Source organism: Mesorhizobium sp. ISC25 (assembly GCF_042295465.1).
GTDB lineage: Bacteria > Pseudomonadota > Alphaproteobacteria > Rhizobiales > Rhizobiaceae > Mesorhizobium.
In genome coordinates this window covers 5,986,414-6,004,066 of the sequence record NZ_CP135441.1, presented here as the reverse complement: position 1 = coordinate 6,004,066, position 17,653 = coordinate 5,986,414, and the positions used below count along the sequence as shown (strand labels likewise).

17 protein-coding genes are annotated in these 17,653 nt (G+C 61.2%); 11 read left to right on the top strand and 6 right to left on the bottom strand.

Annotation, left to right across the window (positions count from 1 at the left end):
* Positions 1-29: 29 nt before the first annotated feature.
* Genes RQ479_RS29470 through RQ479_RS29445 form a run of 6 tightly spaced genes read left to right on the top strand, consistent with a single transcriptional unit; the run spans position 30 to position 5,597 of the window.
* The gene (locus RQ479_RS29470; protein ID WP_352466746.1) at positions 30-968 is read left to right on the top strand and encodes a sugar ABC transporter permease; all 939 of its coding nucleotides are present in this window, start codon (positions 30-32) and stop codon (positions 966-968) included.
* The gene (locus RQ479_RS29465; protein ID WP_376703344.1) at positions 961-1,863 is read left to right on the top strand and encodes a carbohydrate ABC transporter permease; all 903 of its coding nucleotides are present in this window, start codon (positions 961-963) and stop codon (positions 1,861-1,863) included. The genes RQ479_RS29470 and RQ479_RS29465 overlap by 8 nt, the downstream gene beginning before the upstream one ends.
* A gap of 10 nt (positions 1,864-1,873) precedes the next feature.
* Positions 1,874-2,971, top strand: coding sequence for an ABC transporter ATP-binding protein (locus RQ479_RS29460; protein WP_376703343.1), 1,098 nt, complete (start codon positions 1,874-1,876; stop codon positions 2,969-2,971).
* A gap of 4 nt (positions 2,972-2,975) precedes the next feature.
* Positions 2,976-3,749 (top strand): SDR family NAD(P)-dependent oxidoreductase, encoded by a 774-nt coding sequence (locus RQ479_RS29455; protein ID WP_376703342.1) that lies wholly within the window; start codon positions 2,976-2,978, stop codon positions 3,747-3,749.
* 37 nt (positions 3,750-3,786) lie between these two features.
* Positions 3,787-4,788 (top strand): sugar phosphate isomerase/epimerase family protein, encoded by a 1,002-nt coding sequence (locus tag RQ479_RS29450; protein ID WP_376703341.1) that lies wholly within the window; start codon positions 3,787-3,789, stop codon positions 4,786-4,788.
* On the top strand, positions 4,785-5,597 hold the full coding sequence (locus RQ479_RS29445) for an SDR family NAD(P)-dependent oxidoreductase (protein ID WP_376703340.1): 813 nt from the start codon (positions 4,785-4,787) through the stop codon (positions 5,595-5,597). The genes RQ479_RS29450 and RQ479_RS29445 overlap by 4 nt, the downstream gene beginning before the upstream one ends.
* Positions 5,598-5,714: 117 nt before the next feature.
* On the opposite strand, the gene RQ479_RS29440 is transcribed toward RQ479_RS29445, so the two are convergent.
* Complete coding sequence (locus RQ479_RS29440; protein ID WP_376703339.1) at positions 5,715-6,155, bottom strand: DUF2267 domain-containing protein; 441 nt, start codon at positions 6,153-6,155, stop codon at positions 5,715-5,717.
* A gap of 183 nt (positions 6,156-6,338) precedes the next feature.
* Here RQ479_RS29440 and RQ479_RS29435 point away from each other — a divergent pair, with 183 nt between their 5' ends.
* Entirely contained in the window at positions 6,339-6,764 is a 426-nt protein-coding gene (locus RQ479_RS29435) for a VOC family protein (RefSeq protein WP_376703338.1), read from the top strand.
* 886 nt (positions 6,765-7,650) lie between these two features.
* On the top strand, positions 7,651-8,112 hold the full coding sequence (locus RQ479_RS29430; protein WP_376703337.1) for a hypothetical protein: 462 nt from the start codon (positions 7,651-7,653) through the stop codon (positions 8,110-8,112).
* Between the two features lie 39 nt (positions 8,113-8,151).
* Here the strand turns inward: RQ479_RS29430 and RQ479_RS29425 are convergent, their stop codons facing one another.
* The 3 genes from RQ479_RS29425 to RQ479_RS29415 form a co-directional block, all read right to left on the bottom strand.
* Positions 8,152-8,826: a LuxR C-terminal-related transcriptional regulator gene (locus RQ479_RS29425; RefSeq protein WP_376703336.1), complete on the bottom strand. Its 675-nt coding sequence runs from the start codon at positions 8,824-8,826 to the stop codon at positions 8,152-8,154.
* Positions 8,823-10,325 (bottom strand): sensor histidine kinase, encoded by a 1,503-nt coding sequence (locus tag RQ479_RS29420; RefSeq protein WP_376703335.1) that lies wholly within the window; start codon positions 10,323-10,325, stop codon positions 8,823-8,825. Before RQ479_RS29420 ends, RQ479_RS29425 begins: the two co-directional genes overlap by 4 nt.
* Before the next feature lie 88 nt (positions 10,326-10,413).
* The gene (locus RQ479_RS29415) at positions 10,414-11,931 is read right to left on the bottom strand and encodes a S10 family peptidase (RefSeq protein WP_376703334.1); all 1,518 of its coding nucleotides are present in this window, start codon (positions 11,929-11,931) and stop codon (positions 10,414-10,416) included.
* 278 nt (positions 11,932-12,209) lie between these two features.
* Here RQ479_RS29415 and RQ479_RS29410 point away from each other — a divergent pair, with 278 nt between their 5' ends.
* A complete protein-coding gene (locus tag RQ479_RS29410) occupies positions 12,210-12,713 on the top strand; it encodes a hypothetical protein (RefSeq protein WP_376703333.1) in 504 nt (167 codons plus the stop codon).
* A gap of 113 nt (positions 12,714-12,826) precedes the next feature.
* Here the strand turns inward: RQ479_RS29410 and RQ479_RS29405 are convergent, their stop codons facing one another.
* On the bottom strand, positions 12,827-14,161 hold the full coding sequence (locus tag RQ479_RS29405) for a four-carbon acid sugar kinase family protein (RefSeq protein ID WP_376703332.1): 1,335 nt from the start codon (positions 14,159-14,161) through the stop codon (positions 12,827-12,829).
* A gap of 4 nt (positions 14,162-14,165) precedes the next feature.
* The gene (gene oiaX, locus RQ479_RS29400) at positions 14,166-15,440 is read right to left on the bottom strand and encodes a 3-oxo-isoapionate-4-phosphate decarboxylase OiaX (protein WP_352466732.1); all 1,275 of its coding nucleotides are present in this window, start codon (positions 15,438-15,440) and stop codon (positions 14,166-14,168) included.
* A 183-nt stretch (positions 15,441-15,623) separates the two neighbouring features.
* Between oiaX and RQ479_RS29395 the strand changes: the two genes are divergently transcribed.
* On the top strand, positions 15,624-16,337 hold the full coding sequence (locus RQ479_RS29395) for a transcriptional regulator NanR (protein WP_376703331.1): 714 nt from the start codon (positions 15,624-15,626) through the stop codon (positions 16,335-16,337).
* A 311-nt stretch (positions 16,338-16,648) separates the two neighbouring features.
* Positions 16,649-17,617, top strand: coding sequence for a helix-turn-helix domain-containing protein (locus tag RQ479_RS29390; protein ID WP_352466730.1), 969 nt, complete (start codon positions 16,649-16,651; stop codon positions 17,615-17,617).
* The last annotated feature ends 36 nt before the right edge of the window (positions 17,618-17,653 follow it).

The window sequence follows — 17,653 nt, the reverse complement described above, 5'->3', positions numbered from 1 at the left end:
GCCCGGCCAGACCTCGCCGGAGCAGCCCGATGTCCACCCATGATCTGATAGTACCAGCTGCAGCTGCCGCGGCCCGTCCGTGGCGCGAGCGCCTGGGCACGATGGTGCCCATTCTGGTGCTGGCGCCGTCGATAGCGGCGAGTTTCATCTATGTTTTCGTCTTCACGCTCTGGACGCTCTACATCTCGCTGTCCAATTCGTCGCTGTTGCCGACCTATGGGTTCGTCGGCCTGGACAATTACGCTTCGCTCTGGGCAAACCGGCGCTGGAACATCGCCTATACGAATCTCTTCCTGTTCAGCGGCTTCTATATCGTTGGCTCGATGGCGGTTGGCCTGCTGCTCGCCATCGCGATCGACCAGCGCGTCCGCGGCGAGGCGGTTTGGCGCACCATCTTCCTCTATCCGTTGGCGGTGTCCTTCATCGTCACCGGCACGGTGTGGAGTTGGCTGTATAATCCTGTCGACGGTATCCAGGCCTTCGTTCGAGGGCTTGGCTGGACCGACTTCAGCTTCGCCCTGACGGCCAACCGCAACACCGCGATCTATGCGGTGATCATAACCGGTATCTGGCAGTCGTCCGGCTTCGCAATGGCACTTTTCCTGGCTGGTCTACGGTCCGTCGATCCGGATCTCGTCAAAGCCGCGCAAATCGACGGCGCGTCGGTTTTCCGGACCTATCGCAGGGTCATCCTGCCAACCATCGCTCCGATATTCCTGGCGGTGGCGGTCATTCAGATACAATTCGCCATCAAGACCTTCGACCTGGTGGCGGCGTTGACGCGGGGCGGGCCAGGTGTGTCCACCACCTTCCCCGCCATCTATGTCTACGACCTGATGTTCCAGCGCGGCCAAATCGGCGAGGGTGCCGCCGCGGCGATGATGATGCTCGCGGCGGTCGCGGTGGTGCTGGTGCCGTACTCCTTGTGGATCGTCTGGCGCCGGCGGGCGGAGGGCCGCAATGGCTGAAATTGCCCCGAATGCCCGTTTTGATCCGGAAGCTGCCGCGGCTACGCGCCGGCATTTCTGGAGCCGCTTCCTTGTCTATGCCGTGCTGACGCTTTTCGCGGTCGTCTATCTCGTGCCATTGCTGGTGGTGATCTTCAACTCATTGCGCGAGCAGTCGGAGATTGCCCGCAACGGCCTCATCTCCCTGCCCCGCAGCTTCCGGTTCGATGCGTGGGCGCAGGCCTGGGGATCCTACTGTGTCAGCGGTACCTGCGAGGGGATGAAGCGCAATTTCTTCAACTCGCTGGCGATGACGATCCCCGCCACCATCATCTCGACCATTCTCGGCGCCATGAACGGCTACATCCTCTCCAAATGGCGCTTCAGAGGTTCCGAACTGATTTTCAATCTGATGCTGCTCGGCGTATTCATGCCCGGCCAGATTTCGCTGATGCCGTGGGCGTTCCTGCTCGGCAAGCTCGGCCTCACCAACTCCACATACGGGCTGGTGTTGATACATGTCGTCCAGGGCATCTCGTTCACCACCCTGTTCTGCCGCAATTTCTACGTCAGCATACCGGACGACCTTATCAAGGCGGCACGCATCGACGGCGCTGGCTTCTGGCGGATCTTCCGCAAGATCATCCTGCCCCTGTCGCCGCCCATTCTGATCGTCACAGTCATCTGGCAGTTCACCGGCATCTGGAACGAGTATTTGTTCGGCGTCGTCTTCACATCGGGCCAGCAGCAGCCGATCACGGCGGCGTTGGTCGCGCTCACGGCCGGCGGCACGACCGCACGTGCTTACGATGTGATGAGCGCAGCCGTGCTGATCGGCGCGTTGCCACCGCTGCTGATCTACTTGTTCGGTGGAAAATACTTCGTGCGCGGCCTCACCCAGGGCGCCATCAAATGAGGCGTCGCCTATGTCCGCGTTGATGATCCGCAACCTTCACAAGAGCTACGGCTCGCTCGAGATTCTTGCCGGCATCAATCTCGAGGCTAAGACCGGAGAATTCGTCGCCCTTGTTGGCCCGTCGGGTTGCGGCAAGTCAACCTTGCTCGCCATGATCGCCGGACTAGAAACCGTCACGTCGGGAGAGATCTGGATCGGCGACCGGCTGGTGAACTCGGTGCAACCCAAGGACCGCGACATTGCGATGGTGTTCCAGTCATACGCCCTCTATCCCACGATGACGGTGCGCCAAAACATCACCTTCGGCATGGAGAGCCGCGGCGTGCCAAAAGCGGCGCAAGCGGAAGCTGTCCAGCGGGTTGCCGCACTCCTGCAGATCGAACAGCTGCTTAAACGCAAGCCCGGCCAGCTCTCGGGCGGCCAGCGGCAGCGCGTTGCTATGGGGCGCGCCCTCGTCCGCGACCCGAAGCTGTTTCTGTTCGACGAGCCTCTGTCCAACCTCGACGCCAAGCTGCGCGTCGATATGCGTACCGAAATCAAGAAGCTTCACCATCGGGTCGGCAAGACCACGGTGTACGTCACCCACGATCAGGTCGAGGCGATGACGCTTGCATCCCGCATTGCGGTGATGAACCAGGGCTCGGTACAGCAGTTCGACACGCCGAAGCGGATCTACGACCGGCCGACCAACATGTTTGTTGCCGGTTTCATGGGATCGCCGGCGATGAATTTCATCCCCGCCCGGCTTACCGGCTCGACCAGCATCTCGGTACGCGCCGCTGACGGCAGCGACGCCAGCCTTGCCCTTGCCGCGCCGATGCCCGCCGGTGCGCCAAATGAGGTCGTGCTCGGTATCCGGCCGGAACATGTCTACCGTTTCACGACCGACCTGAAGTCGCGCAAACCGGCCGTGGCGTCCATGCAGGCCCCGGTCGAACTGGTCGAGCCGACCGGGGCCGAGACGCTTGCCGTGCTCAGGCTGGGTGACCTGGAGATCACCGGCCGTTTCGAGCCGGACGACGCTCCCGTCATGGGCGAGACGATAACGCTCGGCATCGATATGTCGCGTGCCTGTCTGTTCGATCCAACAACCAAGGCGCTTCTGTAGTTTGATGTCCGTACAATTCGCGACTTATCCGAGCTTGACCGATCGGGTCGTGCTGATCTCCGGCGGCGCCTCCGGCATCGGGGCCGATATGGTCCGCGCCTTCGCCTCGAATGGCGCCCGGGTAGCCTTTCTCGATGTGCAGGATGAGCCAGCGGAGGCGTTGGTGCGCGAGCTCGGTGGTGCCTCCGGGCAGCCTCCCTTATATCTCCACTGCGATGTAACCGACGTCGATGCGCTGCAGGCGTCGATAAAAGCCGTGCGCGCGCGGCTCGGTCCGATTGCCGTCCTGGTGAATAACGCTGCCAATGATCAGCGCCATCCCATCGATGCGGTGACGGCCGAATATTGGGACAGCAGCTTCGACGTCAATCTCCGGCATCACTTCTTCGCCGCGCAAGCAGTGCATCCGCATATGAAGGAACTCGGCTTCGGCTCGATCATAAACTTCTCTTCCATCGCCTGGCGGTTCGGAGCGGACCAGATGGTGGCCTATGCCACCGCAAAGGGGGCTGTGGTGGCGCTGACGCGTGCATTGGCGCGGTCGTTCGGACCGGACAACATCCGCGTCAACGCAGTCGAACCCGGCGCCGTCATGACCGAGCGACAGCGCGAGCTGTGGTTCAAGACGCAGGAGGCAGTCGACCAGACGATGCAGCGGCAACTGATCCGCCGCGTCCTCCTGGGCGAGGAGATTGCACGGACAGTGCTCTTCCTTGCGGCAGACGACAGCCGCATGATCACCAAACAGTCCATAACCGTCGATGCCGGTCTGCGCTAGTGACGCCTCTCCGCTCTCCATTGGAACCGCGAAGCTGATGCTTCGTCTCGGCCTCAACCCCTACGGACTGACCTACTATCTCGGCCTGCAGGGCCGCGGCACGCCGCGGCACAATCCGGACGGCGCGGGGCTGGAAGGCTTCATAGCACTGGCGCAGGAACTGGGCGCGCGCACGCTCGAGATCTACGAGCCTTGGTTGACCGAATTAACGGACGCCGAGATTGTCGCGCTGCGCAGGCGTCTGGCCGCGCTGGACATCATTCCGGTAGTGAGCGGCGGACTGCTCGTGGCAGGTCCGCTGGACAACGCCTTTCGGGCTGCGCGCCTGCTCGAGGCGACGACGATCCGTATCGCACTGACGCCTGTCCTGTGCGGCGACCGCAATGCCTGGGGTCCGAAATGGAGCGAGTTCAACGCAACGATTCGCGCTGCCTTGACGGAATGGGGGCCGCGTGCGGCGGCGGAGGGCCGCGTGCTCGGCATCGAGAACCATCAGGACTTCGGCAGCGACGAACTGGTTGCGTTCTGCGAACTCGGCGGGCCGGGTGTCGGCATCACCTACGACACCGGCAACACCTTTCCTGTCGGCGAGGCGCCGCTTGCCTTCACGCGCCGGATCGCGCCCCATGTCCGCCACGTTCACCTCAAGGATTATCGCGTCCAGTTCACGGATGCCGGCTACCGTCTGGTCCGCTGCGCGATCGGCGACGGCGCCGTGCCATTCGCCGAACTGGCAGCCATCCTTGGCGAGCACCACGACACGCTGACGGCGGTGCTTGAGCCCGGCGCGCTGGAGGCCCGTCACGTTCGCTGTCTCACCGACGACTGGTGGAACGGATATGCGCCGAAGACCGCCCGCGAATTCGCGGCCTGCCTGAGTGCTGCGCGCCTGAACCGCCTTGCGGACGACGCCGACTACCGCACGCCATGGGAGCGCGATGATGACGGTGCGCTCGTTTCGTACGAGCTCGACATGATCCGGCGCAGCGCCGCCAACATGATGAAGTTCGATTTCATTGCAATGGAGAAATCAGCATGACTGCCCGAGAACTCAGCGGCCTGACCGCCTTCGTCACCGGCTCGGGACGCGGCCTCGGCCGCGTGATGGCCGACCGCTTGGCCGAACTTGGCGCAAACGTCGCGGTCCACGACCTCGATTGGACCCGGCCATCTCAATATGGCGAATTCGCGGACCTCGGCGACTCTGCCAGGGGCTTGGAGAAGCATGGGACGCGCATCACCGCGGTCACCGGCAACATCGGCGACAAGCAGGCCGTCGCCGAAATGAGGAGGAAGATCGAGGCGGATCTCGGCGACGTGCACGTCTTGGTCAACTGCGCCGGCGGCGACATCGGCGCCAAGGGCGTAAAGCCCAGTCCCAACAACGCGCTCGACATCGACTACGAAGACATCAAGGTTCTAACCGAGAACAACCTTATCGGCACGATGTTGGTCTGCCAGGCGTTCGTTCCGCCTATGGTCAAGCGCGGCTCGGGCTCGGTAATCAACATTGCCTCGGCGGCAGCGCATATCGGATGCTCGCCCGAAGTGGTCTACTCGACGCTCAAGGCAGCCGTCGTCCATTATACGCGCTGCCTCGCCAAGGAACTGATCGACGATGGCGTACGCGTCAATGCGGTGAGCCCTGGCGCCACCAAGACGGCACGGTTCCAGGCGAGCCGCGTGGTCGATCCGCAGCGCATGGATTCGAGCAAGAAATCGCTGAACCGGTATGCGGAGCCTGAAGAGATCGCCGAAGCGGTGGCCTTCCTCGCCGGTCCGCGCGCGCGCTTCATCAACGGACAGGTAATCCGCGTCGACGGCGGCTTCACGATCTTTCCAGGTTAAGCCACGACAGCTCACGTCGGCTGCCCACCGGCGGCACGTAGCGCCACCGGGGGTCGACCAGACCCGCTTACGTTCGAAGCTTCGGTCCGTCGCGCGTCCGCATGAGCAGGATCGCCGCTATTTTACACCCACGCTTTCAGGCCAGAGGACCTGGATTTCCTTTGGCAGCGCATCCCGCACCTTTGCCGACTGGCCAAGGTCGATATGCCGTGCAAGCACACGCAGCACTGAGCGTGCCGCATCCTCGGGATCGACAGGACGGGTCGATTTCAATTCATCGGCGATGTGTTGCAGGAACTCCTCGAGCGAGCGTGTCTTGTCGGGCATGTCGGCGGGCCGATAGCGATCATAGTAGGCGCCGCGCACGAGCAGCGGCAGTTCCGCTCCCAATTTGGCCGCCAGTCCGATCTGTAGCCTGTCGCGAAGGGTTCGCAGAACGGCGCCCAATGCATGCCAGGCGACGTGTCGATCCGGACCAAGATCTGCCATGATCTCGTCAAGCCAGATGTTTGTTATTTGCAGCGTTTTGTCAAAAACGTCCAAGGCGGTTGCGCTCATCGTCGCCTCCTCGAAAGGTTCTGCGGGCAAAACGGCGACCGGAGATAATTGTTTCGTGGTCCTGTGAAAATCGCCTGGCGTGGGGAGCTTTGGCCGACCCGGCCTTGAAGTCTCCGACCGGACCCTGGATCTCTTGACTGATTGAGCGGCCCGCGCCGACAATGGCATTGGGAAGATGCTGGGATGTCGCCCACGGTGTTCGGCACCACTTGGCAATCAAGCTGCGAAAGGGCTGTCATGGATTGGAAGCTGGAACTAGTCCCGATCCCAGTATCGGACGTCGATAGAGCAATCACCTTTTATGTTGGCAAGGTCGGCTTTCATCTCGATCACGACCACACCGTAAGCGACGAGATACGTTTCGTGCAATTGACGCCGCCCGGTTCGGCCTGTTCGATTGCCATGGGCAAGGGCCTCGTCGACAGCCCCCCGGGATCCATAAAGGGCCTGCAACTGGTCGTGCCCGATATCGATGAGGCACACCGGTACCTGGCCGCTCAAGGTATCGAGGTCAGCGATATCAAGGATTTTCCCTGGGGCAGATTTGTCTTCTTTGAGGATCCCGACGGCAACACCTGGTCTGTCCAGCAACTTCCACCTCGCAGCTGAGGCGGCGCGCTACTGTGTCGGGCACCATGCCGTGTTGAAATAGTCCTCGGTGCCGGTGCCGATAAAAGCAATCGCCAAAGAAAAGGCCGGACTGTTGAGCCCGGCCAAGTGTGAAGGTCTGTAACCTCCAGAGGGGAACGCGCCGGACGCAATGGGAGGAGACATCCGACGCAGCTTAGATATGGGTCTGTATTGATGACGTTTCAACGACATAGCAGTGGACCAACGTCGCTGTTGCCATAGTGCCAGGAACGCAAAGCATTCGAGGGAAGCGGTGGATCGCTGCCGCCAGGTGGATACAAAGGGCGCCGAACGCAGGGCGGGGTCCATTGCCCCTGGTATTGGACTTCAGTCTGTAAGACTGTCGACCAAGGACCTGCATGGCCAAACTTTGGTCCGAGGCTGCTATCGCAAAAGCCCGAAACGCGACAGTTTCAGGAACCGAGTTCCGATGGCCCCGTTGCGATGCCGACTGTTACAGGAGGCCGCTATGGACCCGAGCGTTCACCAGGCACGTTGGCTGCTTTTTCCGTTATTTGGCCTGTGTTTCGGGATCACGGCAATTGGATTCATAGTTGGCTGATAGTGGGAAGTCGGCGCTTTCGCCGAGAGACGCAACCAAAGGAAGGCAAAAAACTTGCGCAGTAAATAGTCCCTTCCTGCGCTAGCGAGACCCACCAGTTACCATCGTGGAACTGGTGGGTCTTGACGTCCCGGATGCAAACCATTGTTTTAAGCATCACACGAATTCGAACAGGAGGCAGTACGACAGAGCCGTATGGTTGAGGGCATTTCCGACATGCGACTGGCAAGTTCACTGATGACGACCCGGAGACGAAGGACCGGATCTTCACGAGGACGTCGTGTCGGCTTTTCTGTAGTCGTGTTGACCTTCATTCTCGTCGTGAGCCCCTATCGCGTCATGTTCGACGGACCGTCGCCGACGCTCGGCCCGCAAACTGCCTGGGCCAAAGATGGTGGTAGTGGCAGCGGGGACGGAAATGGCAATGGCAACGGGAACGGCAATTCCGGCGATCCAGGTGGAAACTCTGGCAACTCAAACTCGAATAGCAATGCGGGCAAGGACAAAGCAAAGTCGCAGGTGGACAATCCCCCTGATCTGGCCCCTGCGGCAAACCCCGACAGCAAGCCGAAACTCTTCATCAATGCAACCACGGGAGACCGGGTCGAGGTGAGCGGGCCGAGCATTGGCGTGGTGCATTCGAACGGCCTCAGCGAGCGCATTGATAGCGGCCAATATGAAATGCGGGACGCCAAGGGCCGCACCATCATTCGGCGCCTGGCGACGCGTTCCGATCGGGACAGGTTGCTTGAAATGATCAACTGAGGGCCAGTTCACATTGCCGCGCCGTGCGGCAATTTCGGCTCAAGCATGATCACGAACAGGCGGATGCCGGCGCTCAGTCGCGTCGCGCAAGGTCATCGCGGCTTCGGTCCTGTTGCTGACGTTGAGCTTGGCCAGGATTCGCGTCATGTGGTGCTTTATCGTTTTCTCATGCAGGTTCAGCCGAAGCCCGATCCGCTTGTTGCTCAGTCCCGCGGCCACCAGCGTCAGGATCTCCCTTTCGCGGCTGGTGAGGTAGGCAAGTCCGTCAGCTTTCGCCGGCTCTTTTGATTGAGCCGACAGATCGGCCAACAGGCGCGCCGATAATTGTGGACAGACATATCGCTCGCCCGACGCTACCGTGCGCAGAATAGCGGCCAATGTCCTCGAGCCGACCCCCTTCAGAACATAACCCCTTGCCCCGCTCTGCAACGCCGTCATCACGTGCTGGTTTTCTTCCGAAACGGTCAGCATCACGATTTTCAGTGCCGGATGCCGCTCCAGGGCCGGTCCGATCACGCCAAGGCCACCGCCAGGAACCGAGATGTCCATCAGCAGAATGTCGGGCCGCTGGTCTACGATTATCCGCAGGGCATCGTCTCTGCTGCTTCCTTCACCGACGATCTCGAACCCGCCGATCTGATCGAGCGTGCGCACAACGCCTTCTCTGAACAGCGGGTGGTCGTCGACGATGGCGAGCTTGATGGCTGCTGTCATGTCTGCCCCATTTCAACGATGTTGAGAGCCATTTTTACGACTGTGCCACTCTGCGAGGAAGTCACGGTAAACTGGCCCCCGAGGCTTTCCACCCGCTCGCGTAGCCCAACGAGCCCCAGCCTCTCGGGACGTACGATTTGCGGGTCAAAGCCGGGGCCGGCGTCGGACACTTCGATACAAACGCGCTCGCCGTCGAAATGTTGCTCCACCGACTGACGTTCACCTCCGGCATGACGGAATCCATTGTTCAGCGCCTCCTGGACGAAGCGGAAGATGCAGATCTTGGCCGCCGGCGACAACGTCGCATGGCCGCCGGTCATCGATAATCTCACTTTGGCTCCGGTTCGTTCTTCGTGCGCCTGCACGGCAAGCTCGAGAATTTCACCCAGTTCGGCATGCTCGATATGCGGCAGGACAAGGCCCTTGCTGATGCTCCTGATCTCGCGCATGGCATTGTCCAGATGTGCCTTGATGGCCAGCAATTCCTGTGCACGCTTCGATTGCGGCGTAGCGGGATCGCCAATGACGGGGCTGTCGATCCCCAGCGCCGCGAGAGCAACCAGTTGCGCGGGGCCATCGTGCAAGTCCGCACCGATGCGCCTGAGATAGCGTTCGTTAACTGCGGTGGCACGCTGCGAGGCACGCTGCACCCGCAGCCTCAACAGTCTGTTTTGAGCAAGCAGATCGGAAAGCTCGGCAATGCGCTGCTTCAACGAGCGGCTCTGCGAACTGATCGTGCGGCTGCCACGGAACACGATTGCCGACAGCCCGAGAAAGAAGGCCGCTGTGACGGCGGCAACGTCCAGCCAGGTTCGAATGAGTGCCTGATGCAGGTTTCTTTCAAAATCAGTGGCGACCTCGTAGAATTCCGAAACGGCCACCACTTCCCCCGACCATGGCTGCAGCACCGGATTGTAGATCTCGAGGAGATGCAAGCCGCTGGCTCTTTCGGCCTCGCTGTCCGGATCGTCGAGCTTGTCGAACTCCGAAACCATTTGGCCTGCGAATGCCGCCCGGAGATTGTCGCTGGGTTCAAAGCGCTTGCCCATCAATGTCTTGTCCGTCGAATACAGGATGGTTCCGTCGCGACGCCAGAGCTTGAAGGATTCGAGCCTTGTGCCGAGTGCCCCTTGCCCCAGCGTTTCATCGAGCGCATGGGCGACGCTCTCGTCGAGGAGTTCGCTCTTGCGCATATCCGGAAGCAGCGGCGCGATAACGCTGTCCACGTAAAGAGCCGTAGCGGAAGCCGAATTCTGCGTGACCACGGCTTCTATGTGGCTCGTGACTGAAATCCCCACCACCACCATGGCCGACAGGGAGAATAGACCACCCGCGAGCAGGAACTGCGTGGCCAGCGACAGCGCATTCCAGCGGTCGACAAGGCTTGTCAGCCTGTGTGGCCTGGTATTCCGAATGGCCCGCTCGGCAGCACGCCGCGCCAGTGGCGCGATTCTTGAGAGCCGGCTAATTCGCTGTCGAACGTCGCTAAAAGACGCCATCCTAGGTGTGTAACCGATCAATCGCGATGGAACTAGGGCCTGATGAGAGGGCGAACAGCGCATCCGGCGCTTTTTTGCACAAACCGTCTCATTGCGTCGTTCGGTAAAGCTCGGACGCAGCCTGCTTCAGTGCCGCCCGCCCATCCGGCCTCAGATACATCATGTGCCCGCCTTCCAGCACCTCGCTGCGAATGGGCTTTGCGCCGGCAAGCGAAGGAATTTGACCAAGCAGGTAGCGCGAGCCCATGTACGGCGTCACCAGATCGCTGTAGCCGTTGACGATCAGCACGCCGAGGCTGGGGTTCAGCGTGCGCGCCTGCTGAAGGTCGTCCATAACACCCGCATAGCCCTGACGCGTCGGGCTAGTTCCATAGTCCCAATTGCCGCTGACTTCGCGGTTGAGAAGCCGATAGCTGATATCCGTGCGGAAGTTCAATTCATCACGCACATAGCCGACGAAAGCGGAGGTGAGCGCCGGCACGCTTCGATCGAGCACCGGATCGGGACCCTCGACTCCCAGGCTCTCTGGCGCCACGTCCGCTGTCGCGATGTTGCCGTCATAGGCGCTGAGAACATTGCCCTTTGCCCGTGCAAACTCCTTGGCGAAGAGCCCTATGGGAATGCGTGCAAAGTGCCGCTGAACCAGATCGAGCGGCAGACCGGTGATTGCGGCGACACGCTGGCTCGCCAGGCGTCCACCTTGCTCCAGCCCACCGGCCAGCGCGGCCAGATAATCGCCGAGCGCATAGCGTTCGACTTCGGCCAGCCGCTCCTGCAGAGCCGGGCCGGAAACGCCTTCGCTGTGCAGGCGCACTGCCGCCAGCGACGGCAGTTCCAGCGCCCAGTGGAGCGGCTGGAACTCGTCCGGGCGCACCAGTGTGAATTCGAGCGCCGGCGAGATCAGCACGACGCCACTCGGGCTGATGCCGATGTCTTCCTGAAGCTTCCTGGCGAGCAATGCTGCTCGAAAGCCGCCATAGCTTTCGCCAGCCAGGAAGACTGGCGATGCCGTTCGGTTAGTCTGCGCCAGATAAAGCCGGATAAACGCGCCTATCGACGCTGCGTCCTGACTGACGCCCCAGAAGCTGTGTGCTTCCGTGCCGGGCGCTTCACGGCTGTAACCGGTTCCGACAGGGTCCACAAAGACCAAGTCGGTCATGTCAAGCCAAGTGTCGGGGTTATCGAACAGCCTCTGTGGCGGCGGCAGGAAACTTCCATCGGCCGCCGTCGCCAGGACCCGCGGACCGAGCGCGCCGAGATGAAGATACGCGGAAGCTGCTCCCGGACCGCCATTGAACACGAAGGTGATCGGGCGCCGCGGATCCGGTCCCATGTCTTTCCCGGGGTGCAGAGCATAGGCGACATAGAAAATCTCGGCGGTGATATCGCCTTTACCGGACGGCAATGACAGCGTGCCGGCCTTGGCCTCGTAATCGAGCGTGCGTCCGGCAATGACGATCGAATGATCGGAAGTCTGCGGCGGTGGCAGGAGCGAGAGAACCCCGCCTGTGGGCGGCGGCCGCTGGGCCGTCTCCGCATGACCGACCCCAGCTCCGGCAACCAACAGCAGAAGAGCGAGGGCGATTTCTTGCAGCTTGATAGGCATGACGTCTCCGGAGCAATTGGCTGAAACTAGCACACCGTCGGCCGAACCAAAGTCACAGCACCGTGCGCCAGCACATCTGACAAGAAGGGATCAGTTTGGGAAATCCGATGCCCGGGCGGAAGATAGGGCGCGAGGTCACGGCGGCAGCCTCAACCTCTTGCAGCAGATGCGTGCGACGGAGTGGCGTACCAAACGGCTTCGTGAATTTTCTACCGGTTGACTCGATTGGCCCACTTCCTAGGTTGGCATTCGGGGCTCCCGTGCAATCCGAAGTTGGTATGACATCTTTCCACACCCGAAAGCTTGCCCTTCTCCTTCTATCGGCAAGCGCCGCCATCCTGTCTTCCTGCGTCATGCCCGACGACACCTCGAGCACTGCGAAGGAAGACGCCACGGCGGCGGCCGCCCGCAAGGAGATGGTCGGCCTTAGCGAGGCGGACGTTCGAATGTGCGCCGGCTTTCCGACCGCCACTGCCGATGTCGGCAAATCCGGCCAGATCTGGACCTATCAGCGCGTCGTTCAGCGCGGCAATCTCAACATTGTCGTTCCGACCGTGGCTATTGGCCCCGTCCCGGCGCTCGGAGGCTCCGTCAACGTCGCCCCCGGCGGCTATTGCAACACGCAAATTCGAATGGTTGACGGTCATGTTGCCGAGGTTGCCTACGCCGGCGACAATAACCTGCCGAACAACCGCGATGCGCTCTGTGTCAGCACGGTGGACGCCTGTGTCGCCTATGCCCGTCAGTATCATCCAAGCAGGGCAATAGGCCGTACAAGATAGCGGGATGAGTGGCATTGCCGCCGATCTAAACGCCTGAAGTTTTCTGGTTTGCCGGCTAATGATTATCCTAGATCTGGATGAGCATCACCGATTTGACCTGATATTCCCCGCTCTCAACCGCCGACCCCATCGCGAATAGCGCAGAAATAGCGGTCGGTTCCGACCTGCCCGCCCTTGAGGGCAATTTCCAGCCCGTCGATCGCCTTTATGCGTGAATGCGCCACACAAAGTGGCGAGCCCGGCGATGCCGGCAGCGGCATTCGCACAGTCAGCGCGTCGACGCCCATCTGGCCAAGTGCATGGCTCGACGTGTCGCCGCCGGCGATGACCACACGCAGCAGCTTCTCTTGAAGCGTCAGTCCGCGGAGAAGCTCGCCAAGGCCGCGGCCGAGCTTATGGCGGGCGCCTTCCCGGAGATCGATTTCTGCACCGCGGTCGGCCGCAGGTCCGAGCGCGGTGTAGAGGATGACGCTCCGCCCGGCCCGTAGGCTGGAGCGGCCGGTTGCAACCGCGCGCGCAATAGCGTCGTTCGACGCCTCAGAAACCAGTTCGACCGGGTCGAGCTCGATCCCGTCGAAGCCTTCGGCAAGGGCATGCCGGATCTGTCGTTCCGTCGTCGGCGAGCAGCTCCCCGAGACCACGGCGATCCTGTCGGCAGCGCCCGGCGGCGAAAATGCGGGTTTGGCATCCACGATCCGGTTCGATGCCCATTCGGCCAGCAAGGCATATTCGATGCCCGAAGAGCCGACGACGAAATAACCGCCCGGCTTGCGAGCGCGCCAAATCTCCTTGCCGGCAAGCGCCTGGGTTTCCAGGCTATCGACATCGACAAGCACGATACCTGTGCCATTCTCCACAAGCCGGTCGAATGCTTCCGACCGCGACGCAGACTGCAGCGTCGCCAGGTCGACCAGCCCAGAGCTGAGGTCGGTCTGGCGCGACAGATGGATCAGCAGGTCGGATTCGTCCATCGGCGTGGTCGGATGGCGGCTCATCACGGGATGGCGGTCGATGCGGAAATATTTTTCGCGATAGGCTGCGAACAGATGACCGAAGGCGGTGTAGCGCTTCAGCTGCGGCGCGCCGACCACCAGCGGCACGCCGTCTTGCCGGAAAACCGAGCGGCCGATCTCGATCGCCCGGCCGATGCTGCCGATTGCTGGGCTGGAATCGAAGGTCGAGCAGACCTTGTAGTGACAGATCTCGGCGTGGACGGTCTTCAGCCAAGCGAAGGCATCTCGCAGATGCGTGTCCATCCACTGCGGTGTCTCACTGCGGCTAGTGCCGGCCAGTCCGAGGGCGCGGTAATGTGCAAATTGCGAAAGCAGCGCCTCGTCCGGCTGGCGCATGAACAGGACGGTCGGCACGCCGCCGAGCTCGAGCGCCTCCATGACGTCGGTCGAGCCGGTCAGGTCGTCGCCATAGTAACTCAGAAGCAGGTTTTGCATGGCGTCAGGCCGCCTCGCCGCCGCCGAACTTCTCGATCGACCGCGCCAGCTCGACATGGCTCAAGGCATAATCCGCCAACGGGATGTCTTGGACCGCCGCCTGCCAGGCTTGCTGCACGGCGCGGACGCCGGCGCCCGGCCCGTCCGGGTGGCTGACGATGCCACCGCCGCAGAGATAGAGAAGATCGACCGTCCGGCCGGTTCGCTGGAAGGTTTCAGGCGCCTGCCCGCCCCACTGGCCGGAGCCGGCGACCGGCAATGCGCAATCGGCCGGCGAAAAGATCGGCGTTGTCACCGCCTTGAAGGATTCGACAAAGGACCAGTCGGGTTCCCAGTATTTCGAGGCGATGCCGTTGATCTGGAACTGGTCGACGCCAAGCAGGCGCCAGAACTGCTGCCAGACCTTGAAATCCATGCCGAGGCCGGGATGACGGGTGAGAATGTCCCAGCCATTGCGGTGGGCATGGAGCACCAGGCTGGAGCGTTTTCGGAGGTAAGCCATACCGCCGAAACCGATCGAATTGATGTTGACCACCGCGCAATTGCCGCCGGCCTTTGCCACCAGGTCGTGGTTTCGCATCATCTCGTCGGGATCGGCATGTGAAATGCCGAAGGCATACATGACCTTCTTGCCGGTCTTCTGCTCGTGGTCGAAGATCAGCGGCATGATTGCCCTCACCCGCTCCGACAGCGGTGAATAGGCCGGGCTCATCAGCTTCTCGTCGTCCTTGATGAAATCGACGCCGGCGGCAATCAGCTCTTGCACCATCGCGGCCGTCTCGTGCGGACGGAGCCCCAGCGCCGGCTTGACGATGGTCCCGATGATCGGACGATCCGCGACGCCGGTCAGCCTGCGGCTGCCCCTGACGCCGAATTGCGGGCCCGGATGCGCGCCCCGGTACTCCTCGGGTAGCTTCATGTCGACCACACGAATGCCGGACAGGCCCTTGATCGAAAACGTGCCGCCGATGGCGATGGTCATCAGCGCCGACAGGTCGGTGCCGATGGCGTCCAGCGGAAACGCGATGTCGACGTCGGCGCGCTTGACCGGGCCGTTGCTGGATTCGGGGCTTGCTCCGGAACCGGTTTCGGGAAGAGACGGCCGATCCGCATCCGGCAGATGCCGTATCGCCAGGACCCTCGCCGCGACCCTGGCCTTGAGCTCTTCGGTCTCGCCGGCCAGCGCGACGAAGGTTCCGGTCGACTGGTCGCTTGCGATCTTGGCCGCCAGCGCCTCGATATTGCCGGGCGTTTCGATGCGATAGGTGAGAACAATCATATTCGCGCGGCCTGCCGGGATGGTTCGAAAAAGGTTCCTTGGCCCTCGAAATCTGGTATAATGAGTACATAAGCATTGCAAGCCCTATCCGGCTTGGCAGGTAAGGGCGAGCCGGCAACAGGCGTTCCGGGATTCACGTCGGAAATGCTAGGTATAGGCCGGTCAAAGGAGTGATTCGCGACGATGAACCGTTCGGAGCCGATCGTCCGGCGCAAGCTTTCCGACGAAGTATTCCTAAGGCTGAAGCGCTTGATCACCAGCGGCGAATTGCTGCCGGGTGATGACATGCCGTCGGAGCGCGAACTGATGGAGCGCTTCGAGGTCGGCAGGCCAGCGATCCGCGAGGCGATGCAGGCGTTGAGCAATATGGGGCTGGTCGCGATCTCGCATGGTGAGCGTGCCAAGGTGCTGCAGCTGACCGCCAAGTCGATCATCAAGCAGGTCGACGGCGCGGCCAAGATCATCCTGTCGTCATCGAAGGACACGCTCGAGCACCTCAAGAACGCGCGCATCTTCTTCGAGCGCGGCATGGTGAGGGAAGCCGCGGAGAAGGCAACCGCCGAGGACGTGCAGCGGCTGCGGGCAACGGTCGCCGAGCAGCGCAGCCATCGTGGCGACTCGGAAGCCTTCATATCCGCCGACATGAAATTCCACACCCAGATCGCGGCAATATCCGGCAACCCGATCTATGTCGCCATCAGCGATGCAATGCTTGGCTGGCTAAAGGAATACCACACCGAAATGCTGATCTGGACCGGCAAGGAAAAGTTCACGCTGACCGAGCACGAAGAGATCATCGGACGCATCGAAGCCAAGGATGCTGATGGCGCCGAGAAGGCGATGATCAAGCACCTCGAACGCTCGCGTGCGCTCTACGTCATGAATTCCGGCAACTGAAAATCAAGTGCAGGTTCCTACTGGCGTCGCGGTCGGGACCGTGTTCTCGGCCTATTGACTGACCACAGATCAGCCCGAGCCCGGACCGACGCAGTTTTCTGTTGCCGTCTGAATCCGATGAATTTGCCGCGTGTTTTCATTCAACGATTTCAGCATTCGCATCTTCCCAGCCATGGATTTCCGCGGCCCGCTTTCGTCAGCAAGCCCGCTTAGGCCCTTCGGGAGGCGCCGCGCTTTTTCTTGAATTGGCAATTTTGACAAAGACTATGCTAGACTTGCCACTCGACGAGAACGACACCGGGAGAACCGCAATGGCTGACAGGAGCCTCCACGTTGTGATCTGGCTGCCGTCGAATTTCTATTCGGCCGTCGTCTCGACGCTCGTGGAAATGTTTCAGCTTGTGAATGACGTCTGCCGTGCGCAGGTTCTCTCCTGTGAGTTCGTTTCAAGGGGCGCGCCGTCGGCATCAAGCACCGGAATTTCCTTCCCGACAAAGGCTCAACCATCCCGGAAAATGGATGTCCTGATTCTCATTGCGATGCCGGGTGTCGAGATTCCGGAGCTTCTGCGCTCGCTCGACGACGAGAGTGAACATTCAAAACCGCTGATCGCGCTCGCACAACAGCAGGGCGCAATCATCGCAGCACATTGCGGTGCATGTTATCTACTCGCCAATTCAGGATTATTGGACGGCAAACGCGCAACGATATCCTGGTGGCTGAAAGCCGAGGCAAGCCGCCGGTTTCCGCAAGTGCGATGGGACGCTTCCCGCTTGCTCATTCGCCAGGACCGCCTTTACACATGCGGAGGCGGGTTTTCCGGGCTCGAACTCGCCAGGGCTTTGCTGATCGATCTGGGCTTCTCAAAGGAGGAGCGGATCATCCGAAAACTTCTGGTTCTCCCTCCGCCGCGCACATTCCAGAGTCCCTATGAATTTTCTCTCGATGGAATTTCGAACGAGGCCAGCCCATTCGAGAATAGGCTGCGCGAGCTCTCGAAAGACAAGATGTCGGAAATCGATCTGAAATTTCTCGCAACCGAATTGGGCATGTCTTCGCGAACCCTGTCTCGCAGATTTTTCGACGAACTCCAGACAACGCCGGGAAAATGGATCCAGGAACGGCGGCTGGAGTTGGCAAAATCCATGCTTGAGGAAACGAAACTGAGCGTTTCAGAAATTTGTTATCGGGTGGGATATCAAGACGTCGCCTCGTTCAGCCGTCTTTTTTCCAGGACAACTGGAATGGCGCCAGGCGAGTTTCGAAAGCAAATCCGGTGACAAGTCGGCAACGGAAGTGCTGCGGCTGCGGGCAAC